Raw genomic sequence first — 24,547 nt, 5'->3', positions numbered from 1 at the left:
AGCCCATGATGACCGGCCCCAACGCCCGGTCTGGCTCGACGGGGCTTCGCGCTGATCGACCCAGACCAGGCGCCGCTCCGCTCCGGACCGGTCATGCCGACCCCTCCGCTTCGCTCCGGCTGCGGCATGACTTGCAGCTGAGCCCATGATGACCGGCCCCAACGCCCGGTCTGGCTCGACGGGGCTTCGCGCTGATCGACCCAGACCAGGCGCCGCTCCGCTCCGGACCGGTCATGGCCCGGCCGCGGTCACCTGGGCGGCCGCCTCCCGCCACGCGTCGCGCAGCTGCTCGGCGAAGCCCTGGACGGTCTCGACGCGCGCCCGGTCGCCGGTCACGTTGGACTGGACCAGCTCGTTGATCATGTAGCTGTACAGCGCGGCGAGCCCGGGACCGCCGCTCCACGCCGACGTGTCCAGCGTGGCGCGCAGCTCCATGAGGATCTCCTGGGCGTGGTGCATCCGGCCCGAGCCGGTCGTGCGGTCGCCGGACTCCAGGGCCTGACCGGCGATCATGAGGTCGAGCACGAGCCGGTCGTACAGCATCACCAGCAGCTGCGCCGGGGGAGCGGTCGAGACGCTGTCGGTGACGTAGCGGTTTCGTAGGGCTTGGGTGGTCATGCACTCTCCAGGGCCGGCGGGTTACTTGGCCAGCGAGGACAGCTGGCCGGCCAGCCAGGTCGACTGGTTCCTGAGCGAGCCCAGCGCGGTCTCCATCGCGGTGAACTGCCGTTGCAGCGTTTTCTGGCGGGTCGCCAGGCGGGTGTCCCAGCCGCTGATGCGGTTGTTGAGGTCGGTGATCGCGCTGTTGCCGCTGGTGATCAGCTGGGCCAGGGTGCCGGTGTTCAACTGGGTGGCCTTGCCGGCCATGGCCACCATCTTGTCCGCCAGGCCGTTGCCGGCGTTGTCGGCGCCGGCGTTGAAGTACGACCGCGTCTTCACCGGATCGGCGTTGAGCGCCGCGACGAAGGCGGTCTTGTCGAACGACAGCCGCCCGTCGCGGGTCAGCTCGATGCCCACGTCCTTGAGACTGCCCAGTGTCCCCGCGCCGCCGGACACGGTCTGGAGGATCTGACTGGTCAGCTGCTGCATCGAGGAGTTGCCGGCCAGCGCGCCGCCGGGCACACCGCCGCTGGCGTTCCTGGTCAGGTTGCCAAGCTCGGTCAGCGCCGCGTTGGCCGCGTCGACCATCGCCTGCACCTTCCCGGCGATGCCTTCGGTGTCGCCGGCCACGGTGACGGTCACGGGCGGGGCGCTGTCGGCCTGCCTGCTCTTCGCGGTGATCGTCAGGCCGTCCATGAGGCCGGTGAACGTGTTCGTCGCGGAGGAGACCTCGAACGAGTTGGAGGTACCGACGGTGAGGATGGCGTCGGCGCCCTCGGTCGCTGTCACATCGGCGCCCAGGCCGTCGACGCCGGCGACGGTGAACGCCGACGCCGCGCCGGTGGTGGTCGCGGTCAGCTGGAGCGTGTACTTCCCGGGCGAGGTCTGGATCGCGGTAGCCCTGACCCCGGCGTCGGTCGACTTGTTGATCGCGTCGACCACGCCCTTGAGCGACGTGTCGGTGATCGCCACGTCCGTCTGTTTGCCCGTGGCCGTGTTCGTGATGCTGATCGTCGACGCGCCGGTGATGCTGTCACCCGTCGAGCCCACCCCGCCGGCCGAGAAGATGTGCGACTCCGCGGCGGCCAGCTGCTTGACCCGGAACGTGACCGAGCCGCTCTGGTCGGACCCGGTGGCGCTGGTCGTGGCGAGCACGGTGTCGGAGCTCGAGGTCGCCGCCGCGCCCTTGAACGCATTCTTGTCGTTGAGGGCCTTCGCGGCCGTCAGCAGCGCGCCCATCTTCGTGTTGATCGACTGGTACGCCCCGACGACCGTCTGCTGCACGCTGACCTTCTTCTTCAGCGCGGTCTGCGGCGCCGCCTCCACCTGCATCAGCTGCGCGATGACGGACGAGGTTTGCAGGCCCGAGACCAGGCCGTCGACGCTTCCGCCGGTGACCATGCGGTACCTCCTTCATGCCTGGGTCAGGGGCAGGGCACGGCGCCCTGGCTGGATGCCGTGCCCTGTCGTGTCCTCGTCAGGCCACTTCAGTCCTAGCGCAGCAGCGAGAGGACGTTCTGCGGCGCCTGGTTGGCCTGGGCCAGCATGCTGGTGCCGGCCTGGGTCAGGATCTGTGAGCGGGTGAACGACACCATCTCCTGCGCCATGTCGGTGTCCCGGATTCGCGACTCCGACGCCGAGAGGTTCTCGACCGCGACGTTGAGGTTGTTGATGGTGTGCTCGAACCGGTTCTGGTAGGCACCCAGGGTGGCCCGAGCCGTCGAAACACCCTTGATGGCGGAGTCGATCGCTTCGATGGCGGCCGTCCCGGCCGTGGTCAGGTCCAGGGTGCTGACCCCGAGCCCGGCCGAGTCGAAACCGGTCACCGTGGAACTGCTGCCGAAGGCCGCGGTTCCGAGGTCGACCGCGATCTGGTCCGCGTCGGCGGTGTTCGCGCCGACCTGGAAGGTGCCCAGGTAGGCACCGTTGCCGACGTCGAGCAGCTTCTGCCCGCCGAAGGCAGTCGTCGTCGCGATGCGGTCGAGCTCGCTGTTGAGCTGCGCGAACTCGGTCTGCGCCGCCGACCGGGCATCGGAGTCCTGGGAACCGGTCGACGCCGCCTGAACGGCCAGGTCACGCATACGCTGCAGGATCGAGTGCGTCTCGGTGAGAGCACCTTCAGCGGTCTGCACGACCGAGATGCCGTCCTGCGCGTTGCGCACCGCGACCTTCAGGCCGCCGATCTGGGACCGGAGACCCTCGCTGATGGAGAGGCCCGCGGCGTCGTCGGCCGCACGGTTGATCCGGTACCCCGACGACAGCTTCTCCAGCGACTTGCTCATCTGGCCGTCCGTCACCGACAGGTTCCGGTAGGCGTTCTGAGCAGCGATGTTGTTGTTGATGCGAAGACCCACGTTTTTCCTCCTTGAGATGGGCCAGGCCGGTCCGTCCGTGGTCCGGTCGCTCTTCAGATCGGCGCGAGCCCTCGCCGTTCAAGGGTTTCGCGCAAGAATTTGTCACGCGGCCCTGGGCATGCCCAGGGGAGTCGTGATCGCGAGCCGGGCGCTGAGGTCGCCCTGTGCCGCGATCTGCGCGTAGTACGCCTCCCGCCGGCGCTTCACGCACCCGCTGCGGCCCGGGCCGATCAACAGGTCCGGGTCCAGGTGGTTGTTCAGGCCGTCGCGCAGCAGGACCATGGCCTCCGCGCGCAACTGGCTGATGCGGGACTCGGTGACCCCGAGCTCCTCGGCGATGTCGTTCATCGGGCGCTCGTCGAAGAAGTACGCGGTGACGACCCTGCGCAGGCGTTCCGGCAGGGCGTTGATGGCCTGGTGGAGGTACCCGATCCGCTCCCGGTGCAGGATCAGGTCCTCGGGGCCGGCCGCCCGCTCCGGCACGAGCTCCTCCGCCGAGCCGGCGGTGAAGCCCTGCAGCGACAGGACGACGGCGCGCTGCACGTCCTCGTCGATCGTCTTGAGCTCGCCCACCGCGACGCCCATCGCCTCGGCGAGCTCCGCCTGCGTCGGGGTGCGGCCCAGCCGGCCGGTCAGCTCCTGCTGCACGGCCTCGACCCGGCGGGCCCGGGCGCGCACCGAGCGGCTCGCCCAGTCCAGGCCGCGCAGCTCGTCCAGCAGCGCGCCGCGGATGCGGCTGGTGGCGAAGCTGCCGAACGGGATGCCCCGGCCCGGGTCGAAGGACCGGGCGGCGCCGGCGAGCGCGGCCATGCCGGCCGAGATCAGGTCCTCGCGGGCGACGTGCGCCGGCAGGCGGCCGAGCATCTCGCGGACCAGGTGGCCGACGAGGGGGAGGTGGGCGCGCACCAGCGAGTCCAGGTCCGTGAGCGTCAGGGAGGCGGGGGCTTCGGCGGTGATGGTCACAGCAACCTCTTCGTGGCAGGAGAGCGGTCCCATTCAGGCTCGGCAGCGGTGGGTGCGTGCCCGGGTAGCGCGAAGTTGCAGGCCGGTTGTGCTCAAGCCGGGCATCGAAGTGCCGAAGTATCAAGCGACCGGTGTGCGAGAGGGGCGGAACGGATGGGGCTGGCGGATCTCGCGAGCATCCTGTGGCGGGAACGCGAGATGCTCGAGCTGCTGCTGTTCAAGCTCGAGGAGGAGCAGCTCGTGCTGGCCGCCGGGCGGACCCGCTGGCTCGCGCACGCCACCCGCGAGGTCGAGGTGGTGCTGGAGGAGATCCGGCGTACCGAGGTCGTGCGCGCCGCCGAGGTCGAGGCGATCGGGGCCGAACTCGGGCTGGGCCCCAACCCGAGCCTGAGCCAGCTCGCTGAAGCGGCCCCGGCGCCCTGGTCGGACCTGCTCACCCAGCACCGCAGGGCGTTCCTGACGATAACCGCCGAGGTGAGCGCGATCGCCGAGGCCAACCGCGACCTGCTGGCCACCGGGGCCCGTGCGGCACGCGAGACGATGCTCGCCGCCGTCGGCTCGGTCGAGACCTACGGGCGCAAGGGCGAGACCGTCGCGGCCGCCCCCCGCACCCGGCTGATTGACGAGGCGATGTAGATGAGCACCTTCTCCGGCCTGAACACGGCCCTGTCCGCCTTGTACGCGCAGCGCCGCGCCCTCGACCTCACCGGGCAGAACATCGCCAACGCCAACACCGAGGGCTACTCCCGCCAGCGCGTCGAGCTCTCGCCGGCCGAGCCGGTCAGCAACCCGGCCCGCTGGTCGACCAGCAATGGCGTCGGCGCCGGCGTGCGCATCACCGACGTCACCCGGCTGCACAACGAGTTCAACACCAACCGGACCCGGGCCGAGCGCGGGCTGAACGCGTACCTGCAGGCGCAGAGCACCGTCTACGCCAACGTGGAACAGACCCTCGGCGAGCCCGGCAGCACCGGACTGCAGTCACAGCTGTCGGACTACTGGGCGGCGTGGTCCGACGTGGCGAACCGGCCCGGGGACGTCTCCGCCCGCACCCAGCTGCTCTCCCGCGCCGGGACCATCGCCGACACCATGCGCACCACGAGGCAGAACCTGGACAACCTCTACGGCGCGACCCGCGAGCAGCTCGACGCGGACATCGCCGTCGTCAACCAGACCGCCTCCGGTATCGCCGACCTCAACGCGCGCATCGCGCTCGCGCACACGGCCAACATGCCGACGAACGAGCTGTCCGACCAGCGCGACCGGCTCGTGCTGCAACTGTCCGAGCTGACCGGGGCGACCGGGCGGCTCAACAGCGACGGCATGGTCGACGTGTCGCTGGGCGGCAACCTGCTGGTGCAGGGCGACACCGTACGCACCCTGCAGGCGGTCGGCTCGACGACCGTCGACGGGCTGGGCGTGGCCCCGGTGCGGGTACGGTTCACCGACAACGGCACGCCCGCCGCGGTCGCCGCGGGCAAGGTCGCCTCGCACCTGCAGGCGCTGAACCAGACGATCCCGAACACCGTCGCCGGCCTCGACCACGTCGCCCAGACGCTCATCCAGACCGTCAACGCGCAGCACGCCCAGGGCTACGACATCTCGGCCACGCCGCCGTCCACCACGCCCACGCCGCAGCCGGGCGGGGACTTCTTCACCGGCACCGGCGCCAAGGACATCGCGGTGGCGATCACCGACCCGGCGAAGATCGCCGCGTCCAGCACGCCCACCACGCCGTACCAGGGCGACAACGCCAACCTCGTGGCCGCGGTCGCGAAGAACCCGCAGGGCGCGGACACGCAGTACCGCAACTTCGTGGTCGACATCGGCATCCAGGCGCAGACGGTCAACCGCCGCGCCGCCGCCCAGCAGGTCCTCGCCGACAACGTCACGGCGGCCGAGCAGGCGGAGTCGGGCGTCAGCCTCGACGAGGAGATGACCAACATGCTGCAGTTCCAGCGCGCGTATGAGGCCGCCGCGAAGGTGATCAGCGTCATCGACATGACGCTGGACAGCCTGATCAACATGAAGAGGTAGGGGGAGGGAACGGATGCCCGGCTTCCGCGTCACCGAACGCTCGATGGCCACGACCACGCTGACCAACCTGCAGGTCAACCTACAGCGCAACCAGGACCTGCAGAACCAGTTGTCCAGCGGCAAGCTCATCACCAAGGCGTCGGACTCGCCCGGCGGCGCGATCATCGCGATGCAGCACCGCAGCGACATCGCGGCGCTGAACCAGTACTCGCGCAACGCCGACGACGGGATGGGCTGGCTGGGCATGGCCGACACCGCGCTCAACAGCGCCTCGACGCAGCTCAACCGGGCCCGTGAGCTGGTGCTCACCGGCCTGTCCAGCGGCACGTCCGGCAGCCCGCAGGCACGCGAGGCGATCGCGCTGGAGGTCGAGAACCTGCGCAGCGCGATGATCGACCTGGCCAACAGCACCTATCTCGACCGGCCCATCTTCGGCGGCACGACCTCGGGCAGCCTCGCCTACGACCACAGCGGCGCGTACCAGGGCGACAGCGGCGCGGTCAACCGCACCATCGGCGCCAACGCCGGCGTGCGCGTGGACACCAGCGGCGACTCGGTGTTCGGCGCCGGCGCCGGCAACGTCTTCAACCTGCTGCAGCGGGTCGCCGACAACCTGCGCAACGACCCGTCGGCGCTCAAGAACGACCTGGCCGACGTCGACACGGCGCAGAAACGGGTGCAGACGGGGCTTTCGGGCGTTGGATCCCGATATAATCAGATTTCACAAATGCAGCAGACCGCGGAGAACCGGGTGTTCGACCTGAGGGCCCAGTTGTCCGACGTCGAGGACATCGACCTGCCCAAGACCATCACCGAGCTGTCCCTGCAGCAGACCGCATACCAGGCGGCGCTGGCCGCCACCGCGAGGGTCATCCAGCCGTCGCTGGTGGACTTCCTGCGGTAGGCGCGGGCCGGCCCCAGTCACCGTGAGGAATCTATGAGCGTCGCGACCGTTGGCAGTCCGGAGACGACCACGCTTCCGGTGATCGACTTCGTGGCGCCGATGCCGGGCTTCCCCGACGACCGGCGCTTCGTGCTCGTCCGCCTCGACGACGCCGGCGTACTGTACGCGCTGACCTCGGTGGACTCGGCGGGGCTGCGCTTTCTCGTGGTACCGCCGGCGCAGTTCTTCCCCGACTACGAGACCGAGATCGACGACGATACGCTCGCCGCGCTCGGCGCGACCGACCAGGCCGACCTGCTGGTGCTGCTGGTCGTCACCGCCGGCGAGTCGGGGGCGGAGGACGCCACGGCCAACCTCATGGCCCCGATCGTGCTCGATCGGCGCAGCCGCCGGGCGGTGCAGCTCATCCTCAGCCACGGCGGCCTTCCGGTACGCCAGAGGCTCCTGGTCGCCTGAACGGGGGCGGGGCCCGGCTTTCCCGCCCGGTGCGGCCGACAATTCGGGTACTGTTCGCCTATCGCCCAGCGAAGGAGCGGCTTGTGCTCGTCCTGACCCGACGTCCCGGTGAAAGCGTGATGGTCGGTGACGACGTCGTCGTCACCGTGCTCGACGTGCGCGGCGATGTGGTACGGCTGGGCATCAAGGCACCCCGCAGCATCCAGGTCCACCGCGAAGAGGTGTATCGCGAGCTGCAGAAGGCCAACCGTGAGGCCGCCTCGCCCAGCGATGTCGCCGTGCGGGCGCTGAGCCGCATGCTGCGCACCGAGAACAAGTAGGCGCCTGGCCCCCGGCGTCGCCGACGATCACCCGGCGACCGGGGTACCGGGTGGGTGTCGATCCGGCGCCAACGGGAATCCAGCCGCCCATGGCGTCCCGGGCGCATTTGCCGAAAATCACCCCCACGGTGGGTACCGCGGATCAGAATGGGTCTGTGCCAAAGATCAACAATGGTCTGGCGGCAATCCTGCGGACGCTGCTTCCGCTGGTCCTCTGCGCGGCCTGGCTGGTGGGCGAGCCGCCCATGACGATGCGGACCAACCGCTTCGCGATCGTGGTCCCGGGGCCGCCGACCGGGCAGCCGGCCGAGGCGGCGATGGGCGGGGGCCGGTGCGCGGACCCGGCCGGCGCGTGGCTGGGCATGCGCTGGCGCGGCGCGCTCAAGTGGCGGGTGAACGAGCGGACGATCCCGGCGTACCTCGGCGACCGCACGGCCGTCGTGAACGCGCTGCGCAGCGCGGCCACGACCGTCGACATCGGCCGCAACGACTGCGGCCTGCCGGAGAACCTGGGCATCCAGGAGTCGTACGACGGCAAGACCGACCACGTCGCGGGCGTCACGCCGTCCGGCGGGTGCGGCGAGCGCGACGGGCACAACGCCGTGTCCTTCGGCCCGCTCAAGCACGGGCTGCTCGCGGTCACGTGCATCTGGTGGTACGGCCCGAGGGAGAACGGCCGCAGCGTCGAGACCGACATCCTGATCGACAACACCGAGGGCCTGTTCTTCCTCACCACGCCCCCGTCCTGCAGCAACCGCTGGGACCTCGAGGGTACGGTGACCCACGAGTTCGGGCACGCGTTCGGCCTCGGCCACGTCGCGTACGCGCAGCACTCGGCGCTGACCATGACCGACGGGCTGCCGGACTGCTCGACCGCCTACCGGGGCCTCGGCCTCGGCGACTACCTGACGCTCAAACAGCAGTACGGCACCAACTGAGCCACGCGGCAACGCCTTGGCACCCGCCGTGGAACAGGGCACGCAACCGCCGATGACGACCTTTGAGGGGACCACCCACCCCTCATGGGAGATCAGTTCATGTTGCGCACCCTCAAGAAGTCCGTCCTCGCCCCGGCACTCGCCCTCGCCGCGACCGCCACCACGCTCGTCGTGGCCGCCGCCCCGGCCGACGCCGCCGTCATCAGCGTCCGCGTCAAGGGCTCGCTCGCCGCTCGTACCGGCGCCGCCAACTGGTTCGACCAGACCCGGACCATCAAGAACAAGCAGAAGGTCACCGTCACCTGCCGGGTGAACGGGCAGTACCTGCGCGGCAACGTGCGCCGCACCGCACAGTGGGACCGCACCGCGGCCGGCGACTACATCTCCCACGCGTACGTCTCCGGCAACCCGAAGCTGCCCGTCTGCGCGCCGCCGCCCGCCCCCGCTGCCCCCGCCGCGCCGGCCCCGGTCGCAGCTCCCGTCGCGACCGTGCCGACGGGCCCGACCGGCACGATGACCAACGAGCAGTTCCTGGCCGCCTCGATCCCGGCCGCGCAGCAGAGCCAGCGCGACACCAAGGTCCCGACGTCGGTCACGCTCGCCCAGGCGATCCTGGAGTCCGGCTGGGGCCGCAGCTCACTGTCGGCGAACGACCGGAACTTCTTCGGCATGAAATGCTTCAACAATGTGCCGGGCCCGTACGCTTCGGGCTGCAAGGCGTACGGCACCCAGGAGTGCGACGCGCAGGGCATCTGCTCGACGACGGTGGCGACGTTCCGCACCTACAACGCGTCGGTCGACTCGTTCCGCGACCACGGCGCGAGCCTGCGGTCGCTGTCGCGTTACGCCGCCGCCTTCAACTACACGAACAACCCCAACCAGTTCATCGCCGAGATCCACAAGGGCGGCTACGCGACGGACCCGCAGTACACCACGAAGGTCGTCGCCCTGATGACGAAGTACAACCTCTACCAGTACGACCTGGCCGTCTAGGCCTTTCGCCAGGCACGGAAACGGCAGCGGACAGGCCCGGCTCACCCGGGTTTGGCCGCTGCCGTCCTCGTCCCGAGTGCTCTGTCGACGAGCGAGCGTGTGCGATCGACCGCCGCGGAGCTTTTTTGTCGTACCCCTGGTGCAGACTGCGTGGCGTGGACCTGACGTTTGCGTTCGCCGCCCTGCTCGGGCGGTCCGACTTCCCTGCCGCCTCCTACGACGCCTACTACGGCGGCGACACCCTCGACGAGTTCCTGCTCCCGGCCCTCTGGCTCACCCCGGCCGCCCTCGCGTCGTCCGCCCCGGTCGCGTTGCCAGACATCGACGCCTGCTACCTCGACGACGACCATCAGGCCCTCGCCTGGGAGTTCGACCTGGCCAATTCGCTGTTCGCGGTCGAGTGGGCCGACGACGTGCTGCCGGCGGCGTTCCTCGCCGACGTGCGGGCGGCCGATGCCGACATGTTCGTGCGCGGCACCGACCTGGGCGTGCTGCTCGCCCGCCACGGCCTCGACCTGACGGCCGAGTCGGCGGGGCGGCTGAACTATCGCATCTCGGCGCTGCTGCGCCTGGCCACGGACGGCACCCTGCACGACGCCATGCGCATGGCGACGTTCACGCACCGTCTGCCGGCGCTGGCCTCGTTCGGCTCGGGAGGCCCGCGGCGGGTCGAGGAGGGCTGGGAGGCGGCACTGGCCGCGGTCGAGCCGCCGCAGCTGCGTGACCACCTGCGCCTGCACTGCCTGGAGCCGTTCTGGTCGCGGGACGCGGGCGCCCGCTACCTGGGCGCGGACGAGTGGCCGACCGGCACCTCGGCCCTCGACGGCCGACGCAAGCTGCTGGCGGGTTGGGAGTTCGGCGAGTCTCAGTCGGGGGTGGCCGTGGTCGCCTGAGAAGCGTTTCATGGCTTACCCGTGGTCCGCCCCGCTGTCTAGGCTGCCGCCGTGAACGACACCACACACGGCATCCGGATCAGACCGGGCAACCCGGCCGATGCGCCAACCGTGCTGGACATGCTCGACTCCGCGGTGGTCTGGATGAACGCTCGCGGCAACACCGAGCAGTGGGGCACGACACCGTATTCGCAGAAGCCCGGCGGGGTGGCTCAGGTCGAGCGGTACATGACCGAGAACGCCCCGTACATCGCAGAGTTGGATGGAGCACCTGTTGGAGCCGTGGTGCTGGACTCTGGGCCCAGCCCTCGGATGCCGATCGCGCCGGCCGAGGAACCCGAGCGGTATGTCCGGCTGCTCGTCTCTGACCGACGGCACGCCGGTCTAGGCATCGGGGCGGCACTGCTGGCCCATGCCGTGGAGGAGACCCGGCGGGCCGGCGTGGAGCTGCTGCGGGTCGACTGCTGGGCGGGCGGCGGGGGCGAACTGGTCGCGTTCTACGAGCGCAACGGTTTCACTCGCACCGATCGTTTTCGGTACGAGGCATGGCCGGGACAGGTGTTGGCCCGGCGGGTCGGCTGACGGCGCGGGCATGGCGCCCGGCGGCAGGCTCGTCCGGCGGCTCCGGGAACGGCTCCCCGCCGATCGATGTGAGGGGCTCAGGCGGCGTCGACCGAGACCAGCAGGCCCTGGTTGACGGCCGCCATGAGCGCCTGTGAGCGGTTATTCACCCGGAGCTTGCTGTACAGCCGGGACACGTACGTCTTGACCGTCGCCTCGGACACAGCGAGGCGCTGGGCGATCGTCGGCAGGCTCAGCCCGTCGCGCATCAGGGACAGCACCTCCTGTTCGCGCTGGCTGAGCAGGCCGGTCTGGCCGCGGCGACGGGACAGGGCGGAGGACAGCCCGGGCGCGGTGAACGAGTGCGGGGCGACGGCGGCGTGCCGGATCGCGGCGAGCACGGACGAGATCGGGGCGGCCTTGGTGACGTACGCCGAGAGCCCCGCGTCCAGCGCGCGATACAGCAGGTTGTCGTCGCTCACCGCGCTGAGCAGCACCACCCCGAGGTCGGGGCTGGCGGCGCGCAGCCGGCGGGCGAGCGTGATGCCGTCGGTGTCGGCCAGGGAGGCGTCGATCGTGACGACGTTCGCGCGGCTCTCGGCCACGACGCGCTCGGCATCGGCGGCGCTGCCCGCCTCGCCGACGAGGGTGATGTCGGGAACCGTGGCCACGACCCGGTTGAGTCCGAGGCGGAGGAGGACGTGTTCGTCGACGGCGACCAGACGGATCGTCATCAAGGGGCTCCCTACGGGGTGTTGCCGGGCGATTTTCGGTGCCTGACCAGCGTCGCAGTGAGCCGCGGGCGGCGGCCAGACGCTGCAATCGACCTGCGCTCGTCGGCACCTGTGCTGCACCGCAGGACAATCGGACACCGGCTGACACCGTCCCCCTTTAAGGTGGAACCATGACCGAGGTGGTGACGCGGGTGCGCGCGATCTGCCTGGCGCTGCCGGGCGTCACCGAGCACGTCAGTCACGGCACGCCGCTGTTCAAGCGCGCCCGGAGGGCGTTCGTGCAGATCTGGCCGGACGGCCACCATCAGAACCGGTTCCCGCACCTGTGGTGCGCGGCGCCCGAGGGCGTTCAGGAGCTCCTGATCGCCGAGGATCCGCGGGTGTATTTCAGGCCGCCCTACGTCGGCCACCGCGGCTGGATCGGCATGGACCTCACCGACCCCGACTGGGAGGACGTGGAGGAGCGCATCGAGGTGGCCTACGGCACGGGCAGGCCCTAAGACCGGATCGGGGCACGAGCACATCACGCGACCGGGAGCGTGACGCGCACGGTCACGCCCGGCCGGTCGACGGAGGTGAGCATCGCGCCGCCGTGCCGTGCGGCGATCTCGCGGCCCAGCATCAGGGCGAGGGCCCCGGTGCGGTACTCCTCCGGCTGCTCCGGATGCGGAATGCGCATGGACAGCAGCCGTTCCGCGGTGAGCCCGGATCCGTTCTCGACCGACACCACCACACGCCAGCGGCCGCCCGCGAAGGCGGCGTCGACCTCGGCCGGCCCGGCGATCGCCGCGACCTCCACCGCGGTGTGGAACAGCTCGCGCAGCAGGGCTCGGTCGCCCATCAGGTCGGGGCCCGGCCCGGCGCGCAACGGCACGCCGGGGAAGTCGAGCAGCTCGGCGATCCGCAGCGGGGCCAGGTCCAGCGGTGCCTCGGCGGTCTCCAGCCGGCTCAGTAGCAGCAGGTCGGCGACGAGCACCTGCATCCGGTCGGCGTTGCGCCGGATCACGCCGAGCGCGGCCTGCCGGTCGGCGCGGGACAGCGCCGTCATCCCGTCGTCCGCCTCGAGCATCGTGGCGAACGTGACGATCGACGTCAATGGGGTGCGTAGCTCGTGCGAGGCGACCCGGATGAACTCGGTGCGCAGCTGGGACAGCTCGGACAGCAGCCGGTGCCGCTCGGCCAGGTCCTCGTCGCCGGTGCCCGGTCCTCCTCGTTGAGGCTCCTCGCCGAGCGGCGCGGACCGGGCGGCTCGCAGGTAGAGCTCGGCGTCCGGGGGCGTGCGGGAGCTCAGCGGGCGGAACGCGACGGCGCGGCCGTGCTCGGTCGGGCGCACGCGCAGCGCGGCCCGCATTTCGCGGCCGTCGGCGTGCAGCACCGCGACGTCGAGCTCGACGCCCGGCGGCAGCTCGGCGTCGCGCAGCCGCGGCGGCAGGAGCAGGTGCGCGAAGGCGGACCCGACGGCCCAGGATCGTTCGTGGCCGAACAGTTCCGCGGCCGCCTCCGGCCAGGAGCGGATGACACCGCGGTGGTCGATCGCGATGTCGCCCGGTTCGTCAGAGATGAGCACCGGCCCGGTCCTCCGGAAACGTTACAGGACATGTCATTACATTGCGTAGGATATGTGTGTACCGACAGTAAGCGGCACAATGTCGCGATCGCTGCCGGCGAGGAGTGCCTTGCGAGGAGAGACCGACCGCCTGGTCGACACCGGCCTGATCGAGGGTGCCGTGGTCGACCTGGTGGTGCGTGCGGCGAACGCGGCCACCGTGGTGGACGCGCAGCGGCTCGTGGCCGAGTTCCGCGGGTTCTCCGGGGTGCGCTCCGCCGACATCGTGCCCGCGCTCGCACCGGTCGCCGGCGAGCTCGACCTGACGGAGCGGCTGCCGGTCGGGCCCGCGCAGTGGGGTCAGGAGCTGCGGGTCGAGTTCAGCGCCGTGCCCGCCCGCGCCGAGCTGCTCGCCGCCGCCTCCGAGATCGCCGCCGCCGCGGACCGGGCGCTGGCCAAGCCGTGCCGCGCGGTCGCGCCGCCGCCGCTGCACGGCTCGCCGCTGGCGTGGGCCATCACCATCGGTGCCCGGGCGATGATCCTCACCGTCGACCCGGCCCGCGGCTGGTGCGCGCTGTCCGAGTCGTTCACCACCGTGCTCGGCTACGACCGGCACCGCCCGCCCGACTTCCGGCTGCTCGACATCGTGCACCCCGACGACCGCCCGGCGGTCGTGGCCATGTTTCTGGCCTGCTGCGCCGGGCGGCAGCCCGACCAGGCGCTGGACCTGCGGGTGTGCACGGTCAACGGCCGCTGGCGCACGATCGAGGTCGTCGCGCACAGCTTTGTCGAGGACGCCGATGTCGGCGCCGTCGTCTTCTCCGGCCTCGATGTCACCGCCCAGCGCGAGAGCGAGCGCACCGCCCGGATCGAGCAGCAGCGCCTCGCGCGGCTGGTCGAGACGATGGACGACGGCCTGCTCATGCTCGACGCGCAGGGCCACGTGTGCCTTGCCAACCGGGCCGCGCACCAGCTGCTGGACACCGGGGTGCTCGACGTCGGCCCGGAGCACGATCCGGACGACGAGGAGCCGCTGGACTGGGCCGAGGTCATCCAGCGCACGATCGCGCGGCTCGACCCCGAGGCGTTCCGGGTCGACCGGCTGCGGGCCGGTTTCCGCAGCCGCCGGGCCGTCGTCGGCGAGGAGCTCGCCTTCGCCGACGGCCGCGTGCTCGAGCTCGACCTCGTCCCGGTGTCGGGTCCCGCCCGGGCCGGCGACGCGGCGGACGGCGGCACGCTCATCCACCTGCGCGACGTCACCGCCCGGGTCGCGGTGCGGCGCGGGCTGGAGGAGCGCAGCCGGGGCCTGGAGGAGCGCAACCGGGCGCTGGTGGAGGCGACCGCGCTCAACAACGAGTTCGTCGCCAGCGTCTCGCACGAGCTGCGCGGGCCGCTGTCGTCCGTGGTGGCGTTCTCGCACCTGCTCGGCGACAGCACCAGCGGGGAGCTGTCGGAGGACCAGCGCACGTACCTCTCCGTCATCGACCGCAACGCCAACCGCCTGCTGCGCCTCATCGAGGACCTGCTGCTGCTGTCCCGCCTGGAGGCGCGCACGCTGCAGCTCAAGCCGATGCCGACACGGCTGCCGGAGCTGCTCGGCGTCGCCGTGGCCGAGCGGATCCCGGCGGCGCAGGCGGCTGGTATCGAGCTCACGCTGGACTGCACCGAGGGACCGGAGATCGTGTGCGACGACACCCGGCTGCACCAGGTCGTCGACAACCTCGTGAGCAACGCGGTGAAGTTCACGCCCGGTGGCGGCCGGGTGGCCGTCAAGGCCTGGCCCGGCCCGGAGGGCGAGGGCTGGACCGTGTCCGTCGCGGACTCCGGCGTGGGCATTCCCGCCGCCGACCTGCCACGGCTGTTCAGCGCGTTCTTCCGCGGGTCCAACGTGACCGCGGCCGTCGGGCGGCAGGTCATGCCCGGCACCGGACTCGGCCTGGTTGTCAGCCGGGCCATCGTTGAGTTACACGGCGGCAGCATCAGCGTCGCCAGCACTGAAGGGGTCGGCACGACGGTCACGCTGTCGTTGCCCACGCGACCGGCACGAAATGGGGGATGATCGTGAGCCGACTTCTCGTCGTCGAGGACGATCCGGATATCGCCATGGCACTGCGCCTGCTCCTCACGCGGGCGGGCCATCAGGTCGCGCACGCCAAGGACGGCCGAGCCGGCCTACGGGACGCGTACACCGAGCGCCCCGAGCTGGTGATCCTCGACATCGGCCTGCCCGGCATGGACGGCTGGCAGGTCCTGGAGCGGCTGCGCGACGTCAGCGACGTGCCGGTGCTGCTGCTCACCGCGCACGGCCAGGAGTCGGACAAGGTACGCGGGCTGCGTGGCGGCGCCGACGACTACCTCACGAAGCCCTTCACCAACGCCGAGCTCGTCGCCCGGGTGGAGGCCCTGCTGCGGCGCAGCGCCGGCCCGGCGAGCTGGGCCGACGAGGTGTACGACGACGGCGTGCTGCGCATCGACCCGGCCGCGCGGCGCACGTTCGTGGCCGGCGACGAGGTGCGCCTCACGCCGACCGAGTTCCGCCTGCTCAACGTGCTGGTCCGGCACGCGGGCGCGGTGCTCTCGCCCAACCAGCTGCTGGCCCAGGCCTGGGACGACCCGACCGGCATCGGCCCGGAGCGGGTCAAGTTCGCCGTGCTGCGGCTGCGGCGCAAGCTGGGCTGGACCGACCCGGACGCGTCGCCGATCGAGTCGGTGCGGGGCTTCGGCTACCGGTACCGCCGCCCGGTTCTGGACCGCGCCGAATAGCCGCAGGAGGTTATGCCACGGCACGCGGCCCGGTGAACCGAGCCGCACCCCGGCGGGAACGGTGGCGGCGACGGAGGGACCGCAGGCTGGAAGACGTCCCGCCCACACGCACACGAAATGAGGCCAGATGATCGACCTCTCCGCCGACGGTCACGTCCACACCGCATTCTCGTCCGGTCGCGACAGCGTCAGCCTGCTCGTCGCCGCCGCCGAGCAGGCCGGCCTGACGGAGATCACCTTTGCCGATCGGGTCGGGCCGGACACGGGCTGGCTCCAGCCGTACCTGGCATCGATCCTGCGGGCGCAGCAGCGCACCGACGTGGTCCTGCGCCGTGGCGTCGAGGTCGAGGCCATCGGGATCGACGGCTGGCTCGCTTTCCCGTCGGACCTCAACGGCCTCGAGGTCATCTCCGTCGGCCTCAACCGGCTCCCGCTGCCGGCCGGGCTGCTCAGCCCGGAGGCCGTGCGCGCCCGGATCGACGCCGGCACCATGCGCGCCCTCGACGTCATCGACCAGGTCGTCACCGTCACCGGGCTGGCCGTCGAGCGGGTCTCCCGGTACGCGCCGACCCGGCTGGCCCGGCCGCTGGACTTCGTGGTCCGCGCCGGCATCGACGAGGCGGCCGTGCCCGACACCGCCATCGCCGAACTGGTCGAGGCGTGCCGCGTCAACGGCACGGTGGTCGAGATCAGCGAGCGGCACCGGCTGCCCGGCCGGCGGCTGGTGCAGGCGTGCGCGGAGCAGGGGGTGCGCCTCGTCGCGGCCAGCGACGCGGCGCGCGCGAGCGAGGTCGGGCACTACCGCTACGTCCGCGAGATCGTGACGGACCTGCGCCACTCGCCGGCCGCGGCCTGAGTCGCGGTTCGCCCGAAACGGATCAATAGCGGCGGGTCCGACCTTTAGGATATAAGGTGTGCCGAAGGATCGCGAACTCGTCCTCGTCTCCCTGCTGCACGAGGCAACACGGATCGCGAACGAGGCCGACGACATCCTCGACGCCGGCCGTCCGGTCATCAACGCGGTGTGCGCGGCGACCGGCTGGCCGGCCGGGCACCTGTGCGTGCCCGACGAGCGCGACCGCCGTGTGTTCGTGTCCACCGACGTATGGCACGAGGAGGTGCCCGGCGAGTTCGCCGAGCTGCGCGAGGCGAGCGAGGAGATGCGGTTTCCGCTGGGCGCCGGGATCGTCGGGCGCGCCGCCAAGACAGGCCGGCCGCTGTGGATCGCCGACGCGGCCCGCGACCGGACGTTCGTGCGCGGCCACGCCGGCGCGGTGATCGCCCTGCCGGTGCTCGGCGGCGGGGTCGTCGCCGCGGTGCTGGAGTTCTTCACCCGCGAGCCCGCCGAGCCCGACCCGGGCCTGCTGGAGATCATGGCCGACGTCGGCATCCAGCTCGGCCGGGTCATCGACCGCATGGTCGCCCGCCAGGCGCTGCTGTTCGGCTCGCGGCGGCTCGAGCGGATCCTCGACAGCTGCGTCGAGGCGTTCGTCTCGATGGACGAGGGCGGGATGATCACCGCCTGGAACGCGGCCGCGGAGAAGGTCTTCGGCCTGTCCAAGGAGGAGGCGATCGGCCGGCGGCTGTCGGACACGATCATTCCGCCGCGGTACCGCGAGTCCCACCACCTCGCCGTCGGGCGCTTCCTGACGACGGGGGAGAAGCACGTCCTGGACAACCGCATCGAGATCTCGGCGTGGCACTCCAACGGCTACGAGTTCCCGATCGAGCTCGCGGTGTGGGCCGTGCGGGACCCCATGACGGGCTGGACGTTCAACGCGTTCGTGCACGACATCACCGACCGCAAGCGCACCGAGGACGCGCTGCGCCACGCGTACGAGCACGAGCGCGAGGCGGTGTCCCGGCTGCGCGAGCTCGACGTGGCCAAGAGCGACTTCGTGACGACGGTGTCGCACGAGTTCCGCACGCCACTGACCAACGTCATCGGCCACCTCGAGGTGCTCACCTCCGGCGACGCGGGGCCGCTCACCCCGGCGCAGATCCGCATGCTCGGCGTCATCGGCCGCAACTGCGACCGGCTGCACGCGCTCATCGAGGACATGCTGACCATCTCCAAGGTGGAGGCCGGCGTCTTCGACCTCGAGCTGCGCGAGACCGACCTGCACGAGGTGCTCAGCGCCGCCTGCGCCGCCGTGGAGCCGCGTGCCAAGCGGCGCGGGCACCGGCTCGTGCTCTCGGCGCAGGGGCCGCTCGGCACCGTCGAGGCCGACCCCGAGCAGCTGCGGCGGGCGCTGTCCAACCTGCTCGTCAACGGCGTCAACTTCACCCCGGACGGCGGGCTGATCGAGCTCGGCGCGCGGGTCGACGGCGAGCACGTGGAGATCAAGGTCCGCGACAACGGCGTCGGGATCGACCCCGACGAGCGGCCGCGGCTGTTCACCCGCTTCTTCCGCGGCGCGTTCGCGGTGCGCGAGGCGGTGCAGGGGGCCGGCCTGGGCCTGGCGATCACGAAGACGATCGTGGAGGGCCACGGCGGGGAGATCGCGGTGGAGAGCCTGGCCGGGCACGGCACCACGTTCACGATCCGGATTCCGCGCGAGCGCCCTCTCTGGCTGTAGCCGGTTCCTTCGCCGCCGGCGGCGGAGCCTGCGTCTGTACCGTCTGGAAGCCGGTCCGGGTCATCTCGCCCCACACGTGCTTGCCGCCGCGGATCGCCGACCACATGCCCATGGTTCGCCACAGCGCGGTCAGCTGCCGGTAGCCGAGGTTCTCCAGCACCGAGGCGGCCACCGCGGCGAACAGGTCCGTCCACCGGTGGTAGCGGCGGAACGAGTACTCCTCGACGGTCAGCGCGATGAGGTTGAGCAGCAGGGCGTAGCCGTACGCGACCCCGACGAACACGACCGCGAACCGTGCGTCGACGGCGCCGGCGTAGAGGCCCAGCGGCACCAGGATCACCCCGGCCAGCTCGATCACCGGGGCCAGCAGCTCGAACAGCACGTAGTAGGGCATCGCGACGAGCCCGATCCGGCCGTACCGCGGATTGCCGATCATCCCCCGGTGCTTGCGCAGGATCTCGGCGATGCCCCGGTGCCAGCGCCGGCGCTGCTTGCCCAGCACCTTGAGCGTGCTCGGCGCCTCGCTCCAGGAGACCGGCTCGGCGACGAAGACGATGCGGTAGTCGCGCCGCTGCCGGCGCAGGTGCCGGTGCAGGCGCACCACCAGCTCGGCGTCCTCGCCGATGCAGTCGTGCGCCAGGCCGCCGACCTCCACCAGTAGGTCGCGGCGGAAGATGCCGAACGCGCCGGAGATGATGAGCAGCCCGCCCAGCCGGGACCAGCCGGTGCGGCCGAGCAGGAATGCGCGCAGGTACTCGACCACCTGCACCCGGGGCAGCCACCGGCGCGGCATCCGTACGTCGACGATGCGCCCGGCCACGGCGGTGCATCCGTTGGCGACGCGGATGACCCCGCCCGAGGCGACGGTGCGCACCGGGTCGTCGGAGAACGGCTTGGCCACGGACAGCAGCGCCTGCGGGTCGAGGATCGAGTCGGCGTCGACCATGCACACCAGCGGGTGCCGAGCCACGTTGATGCCGGTGTTGAGCGCGTCGGTCTTGCCGCCGTTCTCCTTGCGCACCACCACCAGCGGGTCGGGCCGGTCGCGCGGCACGTGCACGGAGAGGATCCCGCCGCGGGTCGGGGTGGCGTCGGGTACCACCCGTGGCACCTCGACGAGCCCGAACTCCTGCTCCAGCCGCGCGAAGGTGTCGTCGCTGGAGCCGTCGTCGATGACGATGACCTCGAAGACCGGGTACCGCAGCGCCAGCATCGCCTGCACCGACTGCACGATGCCGGCCGACTCGTTGTACGCCGGGACGAGCACCGAGATGGGCTGGGTCAGCGGGCTGCGGTACGTCTCCTCGTGCCCGGCGAAGGGAACGCGGCGCAGGTGGTGCACGAACTCGGCGCCCGCGAGCACGATGAGCACCAGGTAGCTGCTGTTGATGACCAGGAAGTACGTGAGGATGAAGACGTCCGTCGCGTGCAACAGATCGCGCACCCAGTCCCCGGTCATGCCGAACCCTCCGCTTCGCTCCGGCTGCGGCATGACTTTGAACTGAGCCCATGATGCCCGGCCCCTGTGCCGATCGACCCAGACCGGGCGCCGCTTCGCTCCGGACCGGTCATGCCGAACCCTCCGCTTCGCTCCGGCTGCGGCATGACTGGAACCTGAGCCGATGATGACCGGCCCCCTCCGCTTCGCTCCGGACCGGTCATGGGACTGCCTGCCGGCGGCGGTCGTCGAGCTCGGCCGCGGCCAGCGCCTCGCGGGCGTGCGCGGCACCCAGCAGGACCTCGGGGCCGGGGCCCTCGTCGGGCTCGGCGCTGTGCCGGGGGCGTACGTGCGCGCGGTGCTCCGCGGCGACGAGCGCGGCCCGGCCGGCGCTGCCCAGCCGCAGCAGGGACCGCGCCGCGTTGTGGGCGACCGCGTAGTCGGCGTCGGCCAGCAGCGCCGTCAGCGCCGGCGCCGCGGTCACCGCGCCGAGCTCGCCCAGCGCCCGGGCGGCCTCGGCCCGCAGTACCGCGGGGCGGTCCTCTCCGAGGGCGTCCAGCAGGGGCGCCAGCGCCGTGCGGGTGCCGAGCCGGCCAAGGGTGCGGGCCGCGCTCACCCGCACCTCCACGGCCGGGTCCGCGCGCAGCGCGCTCTCCACCCGCACGGTCGCGCCCGCCGCCCCGATCAGCCCGAGCACCTCCGCGGCCGTGGCCCGCACCGGCGAGCGCGGGTCGTCCAGCGCCGCGGTCAGCGCGCCCTGAGCCGGTGTACCGAGGCGGGTCAGCGCGGTCGCCACCACGTGCGCCGGCACCGGCCGGCGGCTGCGCAGCGTGGCCAGCAGCGGCTGGGTGGCGCCGGCGTCGCCGATGCGCCCGAGCGAGCGCGCGGCGACCACCCGCACGTCCGGGTCGGGGTCGCTCAGCAGGTCGCACAGTGGCAGCACCGCGTCGCGGCGGCGCAGGTTGCCCAGCACCTCGGCGGCCATCGCGCGCGCCACGGGGTCGCGCCTCTTGAGCTGGCTGCGGGCTCGCCAGGCGGCGCCGCGGCGCTCGAAGACGTCGACCAGCGTGGTGTGCGCCTCGCCGCGGACCTTGCCCAGCAGGGCGACGGCGCTGGGCTCGACCGCGAGCCACACCTCGTCGGGCAGGCGCACCAGTTCCTCGATCTGCCGCGGGTCGTCGTCGCCGGCCGCGATCGCGAGCAGCAGCCGCCTCGCGGGCCCGGCCAGCCGGGCGCGCCCGGCCTCGCGAGCCCGGCGCACGGTGCGCCCGCCGACGATGAGGGCGCCGAGGACGAGCGCGGCGAACAGCACGACGAACAGCGCCACCAGGGCGGTGCCGGCGAGCGTCACGTGCGCATGCGGGCCAGGACCGCCTCGACCCGGCTCACCAACTCCCGCGGGCTGAAGGGCTTGACGATGTAGTCGTCCGCGCCGGCGCCGAAGCCGACCTCGACGTCGCCCTCCTGGGCACGCGCGGTGAGCAGGATGATCGGCAGGGCCTTGGTGCCCTGCTCCTGGCGCAGCTGGCGGCACACGTCGATGCCGGACATCCCGGGCATCATGACGTCGAGGACCACCAGGTCCGGGGGGTTCTCGGTGGCCGAGGTGAGCGCGGCGAGGCCGTTGTCGACGGCCACCACGTCGTAGCCGGCCTGCTCCAGCTTGAAGGCGACGAGGTCCCTGATGTCCATGTCGTCGTCGGCGACCAGGATCGCGGTCATCGGTCCGTTCGCTCCTCTCGACGGTGGCGATTTTCAGGATATGCGGGATTTGATGGTGATTTCGGCGGGATGGCAAAAGGGGCGCCGGCCGCGGGCCGGCGCCCCTCCGCGGGTCGTGGTCACGGGTCGTGCCGGCGCCGCGCTGCCTGACCGGCGCGCGCGCCGAGCTCCGCCGCGCGTCGCATCGGGCCCAGGTTGCCGGTGGGCGGCATCGCCTGGCTCGGCCGCTCGTTGGTGGCGCGGGTGAGCCCCGAGGCCGACGCGATGGTGGCCTGGGCGGCCCGCGCGGATGCCGTGGGCCCGTTCTCCCGGGTCGCCGCGGGGGCCGGTGCGGCCGCGGGTGTCTCGGCCATCGCGGCCTCGCGGGCGGCTGACTCCTCGCAGAACCGCTTGAAGCCCCTGAGGTCGGCCTTCAGCCGGCGGTTGAGCACCTCGACGGCGTGGTTCTCGCCGGGCATCAGCTCGCGGGCGTCGATCTGCAGCTCGGCGATGACCCGGGTCATGTCGTCCGCCATCGGCTCGATCCGTAGCGCCTCGCTGACCTGCGGGCCGTCCAGCGCCTCCCAGGCGAGGAACTCGCCGGGCCGCGTCTCGGTGATGCGGGCGTCGAACTCGGCCCGGTTGCCGCCGAGGTCGAGCACCATGTGCGCGGTGGAGGCGTCGATCGGCGCCATGCTCATGATGCCCGACATGAACTGCGGATAGTTCTCGAGGTGCGTGAGCTGCTCGTAGACGACCGCCGCCGGTACGGCCACCTCGATCGACTCTCTGGCGGTGCTCATGGCGGTCCCCCTTGCCGTCGGCGCTGATGGTTGCCCACACCGTACGGCTGATTCGCCCCGATTGAGGGTGATTCGCGGGATTAGCGGCAAACGCCCGCAGGCCCCGCCGGGGTCCGGCGAGGGCCTGCGTGGTGTGTGTTCGCGAGTGGGTCGGGTGGGTCAGACGGTGAGGGTCCAGCCGGTCAGCCGGCCGGTGCCGCCCGCGAACACGTCCTTGGCCTGCAGGGTCCAGGTGCCGTTGCGGGCCTTGCCGGACAGGTCGACGGTGTAGGTGGTCGTCACGAAGGGCCGGTTGTCAGTGGAGGTCGAGCTCTTGAGCTTGTAGCCGGTGCCATCCGGGGCGATCAGGTCGAGACGCAGGTCGCCGCGGTAGGGGTGGGTGATCGAGACCTTGACGGTGGCGGTCTTCGAGCCGGTGCCGGTGCAGTTGGCGATCACGATCTTGCTGGAGGCGGTACCCCGGTCCGGGATCGCCACCGTGGTGGTGCTCGTGGCCGGGGCGCAGGCGGCCGGCGTGGTGGGCGTGGTGGGGGTGGCCGGGTTGGTCGGGCTGCTCGGCGTGGCCGGGTCGGTCGGGCCGGTCGGGCTGGTCGGCTCCTGCGCGACCGGGTCGCCGTCGCCGATCCCGCCGGTGTGGAGCAGCTTGTTCGGCGATCCGCTGCCCGCGTTCTTCACCACGCCGTTGACGGCGCCGGCGATCAGCGCCTCGCGAACCTGCTGCGGGGTGGCGGCCGGGTGCGCGGCGAGGTAGAGGGCGGCGGCGCCCGCCACGTGCGGGGTCGCCATCGAGGTACCGCTCATCCGCTGGGTGGCGGTGCCGGAACTGTTGGAGCTGGACGTGATGTTCACGCCCGGGGCGAAGATGTCCAGGCAGTTGCCGAAGTTGGAGAAGCTCGCGCGGGCGTCGTTGCTGTCCGTCGCGCCGACGGTGATCGCCTCCGGCAGGCGGGCCGGCGACTTGCCGCACGCGTTGGCCGAGTCGTTGCCGCCCGCGACGGCATACGTGACGCCCGACGCGATCGAGCGCTTGACCGCGTTGTCCAGGGTGGCGCCCGCCGAGCCGCCGAGGCTCATGTTCGCCACGGCCGGCTTCACCGCGTTCTTGGTGACCCAGTCGACGCCGGAGATGATCTGCGAGTAGGAGCCGTTGCCCGAGCAGTCGAGCACCCGGACGGCGACGATCTTGACGTCCTTGGCCACGCCGTAGGTCTTGCCGCCGACAGTGCCCGCGACGTGGGTACCGTGGCCCTGGCAGTCGCTCGCATCGGCGTCGTTGTCCACGAAGTCGTAGCCGGAGCGGGCACGACCGCCGAACTCGCTGTGGGTGAGGCGGACGCCGGTGTCGATGATGTACGCGGTGACGTTGCTCGACGGCCCGTAGGTGTACGCCCCGTCGAGCGGCAGCGCCGGCTGGTCGATGCGGTCCAGGCCCCAGGTGGCGCCCGGTTGCGTGGTCTCGATCGAGACCACGCGGTCCTGCTCCACGTAGGCGACGGCCGGGTCGGCGGCCAGACGGCGAGCGGCCGAGGCGCTCATACGGCTGGAGAAACCGCGCACCGCGCTGTCGAACCGGCCCTCGATCTTCCCGCCGACCTTGCCGGCGAGCGCGTCCGAGGTGGCAGTCGTGCCGTCCTTCATCACCACGATGTACCGGTCCTTCAGCACGCCGGCGGCGTCCGTGCCCCGCACGGTGCCCTCCGCCGGGGCGGCCGAGGCGGCCGCGCCGAAGGTGAAGGCGGTGGCGGCCGTGGCGGCGGCGCCGAAGACGATTCCGGTAATGGCGCGACGGGCGATGTTCTTCGTCATTATGTCTGCGTCCCCTTTACGGTGAGCCGGCATTTCGTTGCGTCATTTGATGTGCCGCGGTTCGGTGCCGCGTTTTCCTTGCTGCGACTAGGTTCCGGCGCACCGGTGGCGGCCCCGGGACCCCGGCGGGAGCATCGCAGTTGCCGCGGCCGGTTGCG

At 71.6% G+C, this 24,547-nt stretch carries 25 protein-coding genes; 14 read left to right on the top strand and 11 right to left on the bottom strand.

Features of this window, described 5'->3' with window-relative positions:
• Positions 1-231: 231 nt before the first annotated feature.
• The 4 genes from fliS to ABT297_RS06055 form a co-directional block, all read right to left on the bottom strand.
• On the bottom strand, positions 232-618 hold the full coding sequence (fliS, locus tag ABT297_RS06070) for a flagellar export chaperone FliS (RefSeq protein ID WP_350545202.1): 387 nt from the start codon (positions 616-618) through the stop codon (positions 232-234).
• Between the two features lie 21 nt (positions 619-639).
• Positions 640-2,001 (bottom strand): flagellar filament capping protein FliD, encoded by a 1,362-nt coding sequence (gene fliD, locus ABT297_RS06065; RefSeq protein ID WP_350545201.1) that lies wholly within the window; start codon positions 1,999-2,001, stop codon positions 640-642.
• 92 nt (positions 2,002-2,093) lie between these two features.
• Positions 2,094-2,954: a flagellin N-terminal helical domain-containing protein gene (locus ABT297_RS06060; protein ID WP_350545198.1), complete on the bottom strand. Its 861-nt coding sequence runs from the start codon at positions 2,952-2,954 to the stop codon at positions 2,094-2,096.
• 102 nt (positions 2,955-3,056) lie between these two features.
• Positions 3,057-3,917 carry a sigma-70 family RNA polymerase sigma factor gene (locus ABT297_RS06055; RefSeq protein ID WP_350545195.1) on the bottom strand — a complete coding sequence of 287 codons (861 nt, stop codon included), beginning with the start codon at positions 3,915-3,917 and terminating at the stop codon, positions 3,057-3,059.
• 153 nt (positions 3,918-4,070) lie between these two features.
• Between ABT297_RS06055 and flgN the strand changes: the two genes are divergently transcribed.
• The 9 genes from flgN to ABT297_RS06010 all read left to right on the top strand — a co-directional run bounded on the left by flgN (position 4,071) and on the right by ABT297_RS06010 (position 11,040).
• Positions 4,071-4,553: a flagellar export chaperone FlgN gene (gene flgN, locus ABT297_RS06050; protein ID WP_350545193.1), complete on the top strand. Its 483-nt coding sequence runs from the start codon at positions 4,071-4,073 to the stop codon at positions 4,551-4,553.
• Positions 4,554-5,954: a flagellar hook-associated protein FlgK gene (flgK, locus tag ABT297_RS06045; protein WP_350545191.1), complete on the top strand. Its 1,401-nt coding sequence runs from the start codon at positions 4,554-4,556 to the stop codon at positions 5,952-5,954.
• Positions 5,955-5,967: 13 nt separating this feature from the next.
• Positions 5,968-6,858, top strand: a complete 891-nt coding sequence (gene flgL / locus ABT297_RS06040) for a flagellar hook-associated protein FlgL (RefSeq protein WP_350545190.1) — start codon at positions 5,968-5,970, stop codon at positions 6,856-6,858.
• Between the two features lie 33 nt (positions 6,859-6,891).
• Positions 6,892-7,314: a flagellar assembly protein FliW gene (gene fliW / locus ABT297_RS06035; protein WP_350545187.1), complete on the top strand. Its 423-nt coding sequence runs from the start codon at positions 6,892-6,894 to the stop codon at positions 7,312-7,314.
• An 83-nt stretch (positions 7,315-7,397) separates the two neighbouring features.
• Positions 7,398-7,634 carry a carbon storage regulator CsrA gene (csrA, locus tag ABT297_RS06030; RefSeq protein WP_350545186.1) on the top strand — a complete coding sequence of 79 codons (237 nt, stop codon included), beginning with the start codon at positions 7,398-7,400 and terminating at the stop codon, positions 7,632-7,634.
• A gap of 155 nt (positions 7,635-7,789) precedes the next feature.
• Positions 7,790-8,572: a zinc metalloprotease gene (locus ABT297_RS06025; RefSeq protein ID WP_350545184.1), complete on the top strand. Its 783-nt coding sequence runs from the start codon at positions 7,790-7,792 to the stop codon at positions 8,570-8,572.
• 99 nt (positions 8,573-8,671) lie between these two features.
• Positions 8,672-9,565, top strand: coding sequence for a sporangiospore maturation cell wall hydrolase GsmA (gene gsmA / locus ABT297_RS06020; RefSeq protein ID WP_350545182.1), 894 nt, complete (start codon positions 8,672-8,674; stop codon positions 9,563-9,565).
• 155 nt (positions 9,566-9,720) lie between these two features.
• Positions 9,721-10,458, top strand: coding sequence for a hypothetical protein (locus ABT297_RS06015; RefSeq protein ID WP_350545181.1), 738 nt, complete (start codon positions 9,721-9,723; stop codon positions 10,456-10,458).
• 51 nt (positions 10,459-10,509) lie between these two features.
• Positions 10,510-11,040, top strand: coding sequence for a GNAT family N-acetyltransferase (locus tag ABT297_RS06010; protein ID WP_350545179.1), 531 nt, complete (start codon positions 10,510-10,512; stop codon positions 11,038-11,040).
• Between the two features lie 77 nt (positions 11,041-11,117).
• Here the strand turns inward: ABT297_RS06010 and ABT297_RS06005 are convergent, their stop codons facing one another.
• Positions 11,118-11,753, bottom strand: a complete 636-nt coding sequence (locus ABT297_RS06005; protein WP_350545178.1) for a response regulator transcription factor — start codon at positions 11,751-11,753, stop codon at positions 11,118-11,120.
• A gap of 170 nt (positions 11,754-11,923) precedes the next feature.
• On the opposite strand from ABT297_RS06005, the gene ABT297_RS06000 reads away from it, so the two are divergent.
• On the top strand, positions 11,924-12,253 hold the full coding sequence (locus tag ABT297_RS06000; RefSeq protein ID WP_350545176.1) for an MmcQ/YjbR family DNA-binding protein: 330 nt from the start codon (positions 11,924-11,926) through the stop codon (positions 12,251-12,253).
• A gap of 23 nt (positions 12,254-12,276) precedes the next feature.
• On the opposite strand, the gene ABT297_RS05995 is transcribed toward ABT297_RS06000, so the two are convergent.
• The gene (locus ABT297_RS05995) at positions 12,277-13,320 is read right to left on the bottom strand and encodes a PAS domain-containing sensor histidine kinase (protein WP_350545174.1); all 1,044 of its coding nucleotides are present in this window, start codon (positions 13,318-13,320) and stop codon (positions 12,277-12,279) included.
• A 109-nt stretch (positions 13,321-13,429) separates the two neighbouring features.
• Here ABT297_RS05995 and ABT297_RS05990 point away from each other — a divergent pair, with 109 nt between their 5' ends.
• The 4 genes from ABT297_RS05990 (at position 13,430) to ABT297_RS05975 (ending at position 18,641) form a co-directional block, all read left to right on the top strand.
• Positions 13,430-15,358, top strand: coding sequence for a sensor histidine kinase (locus ABT297_RS05990; RefSeq protein WP_350545173.1), 1,929 nt, complete (start codon positions 13,430-13,432; stop codon positions 15,356-15,358).
• Positions 15,355-16,062: a response regulator transcription factor gene (locus ABT297_RS05985; RefSeq protein WP_350545171.1), complete on the top strand. Its 708-nt coding sequence runs from the start codon at positions 15,355-15,357 to the stop codon at positions 16,060-16,062. Before ABT297_RS05990 ends, ABT297_RS05985 begins: the two co-directional genes overlap by 4 nt.
• 127 nt (positions 16,063-16,189) lie before the next feature.
• Entirely contained in the window at positions 16,190-16,918 is a 729-nt protein-coding gene (locus ABT297_RS05980; RefSeq protein ID WP_350545169.1) for a hydrolase, read from the top strand.
• Positions 16,919-16,976: 58 nt separating this feature from the next.
• A complete protein-coding gene (locus tag ABT297_RS05975; RefSeq protein ID WP_350545167.1) occupies positions 16,977-18,641 on the top strand; it encodes an ATP-binding protein in 1,665 nt (554 codons plus the stop codon).
• Here ABT297_RS05975 and ABT297_RS05970 read toward each other — a convergent pair.
• The 5 genes from ABT297_RS05970 to ABT297_RS05950 all read right to left on the bottom strand — a co-directional run bounded on the left by ABT297_RS05970 (position 18,601) and on the right by ABT297_RS05950 (position 24,389).
• Positions 18,601-20,100, bottom strand: coding sequence for a glycosyltransferase family 2 protein (locus ABT297_RS05970; protein ID WP_350545165.1), 1,500 nt, complete (start codon positions 20,098-20,100; stop codon positions 18,601-18,603). The genes ABT297_RS05975 and ABT297_RS05970 overlap by 41 nt on opposite strands.
• Before the next feature lie 199 nt (positions 20,101-20,299).
• Positions 20,300-21,430, bottom strand: coding sequence for a HEAT repeat domain-containing protein (locus ABT297_RS05965; protein WP_350545163.1), 1,131 nt, complete (start codon positions 21,428-21,430; stop codon positions 20,300-20,302).
• Complete coding sequence (locus tag ABT297_RS05960; RefSeq protein WP_350545161.1) at positions 21,427-21,801, bottom strand: response regulator transcription factor; 375 nt, start codon at positions 21,799-21,801, stop codon at positions 21,427-21,429. Before ABT297_RS05960 ends, ABT297_RS05965 begins: the two co-directional genes overlap by 4 nt.
• 119 nt (positions 21,802-21,920) lie before the next feature.
• The gene (locus ABT297_RS05955) at positions 21,921-22,583 is read right to left on the bottom strand and encodes an SRPBCC family protein (RefSeq protein WP_350545158.1); all 663 of its coding nucleotides are present in this window, start codon (positions 22,581-22,583) and stop codon (positions 21,921-21,923) included.
• 159 nt (positions 22,584-22,742) lie between these two features.
• Positions 22,743-24,389 (bottom strand): S8 family serine peptidase, encoded by a 1,647-nt coding sequence (locus ABT297_RS05950; protein ID WP_350545156.1) that lies wholly within the window; start codon positions 24,387-24,389, stop codon positions 22,743-22,745.
• Between the last annotated feature and the right edge of the window lie 158 nt (positions 24,390-24,547).

The organism is Dactylosporangium sp. NPDC000555, assembly GCF_040300025.1.
In the GTDB taxonomy this organism is placed as follows: domain Bacteria; phylum Actinomycetota; class Actinomycetes; order Mycobacteriales; family Micromonosporaceae; genus Dactylosporangium.
This window is presented reverse-complemented; position numbering and strand designations above follow the sequence as displayed.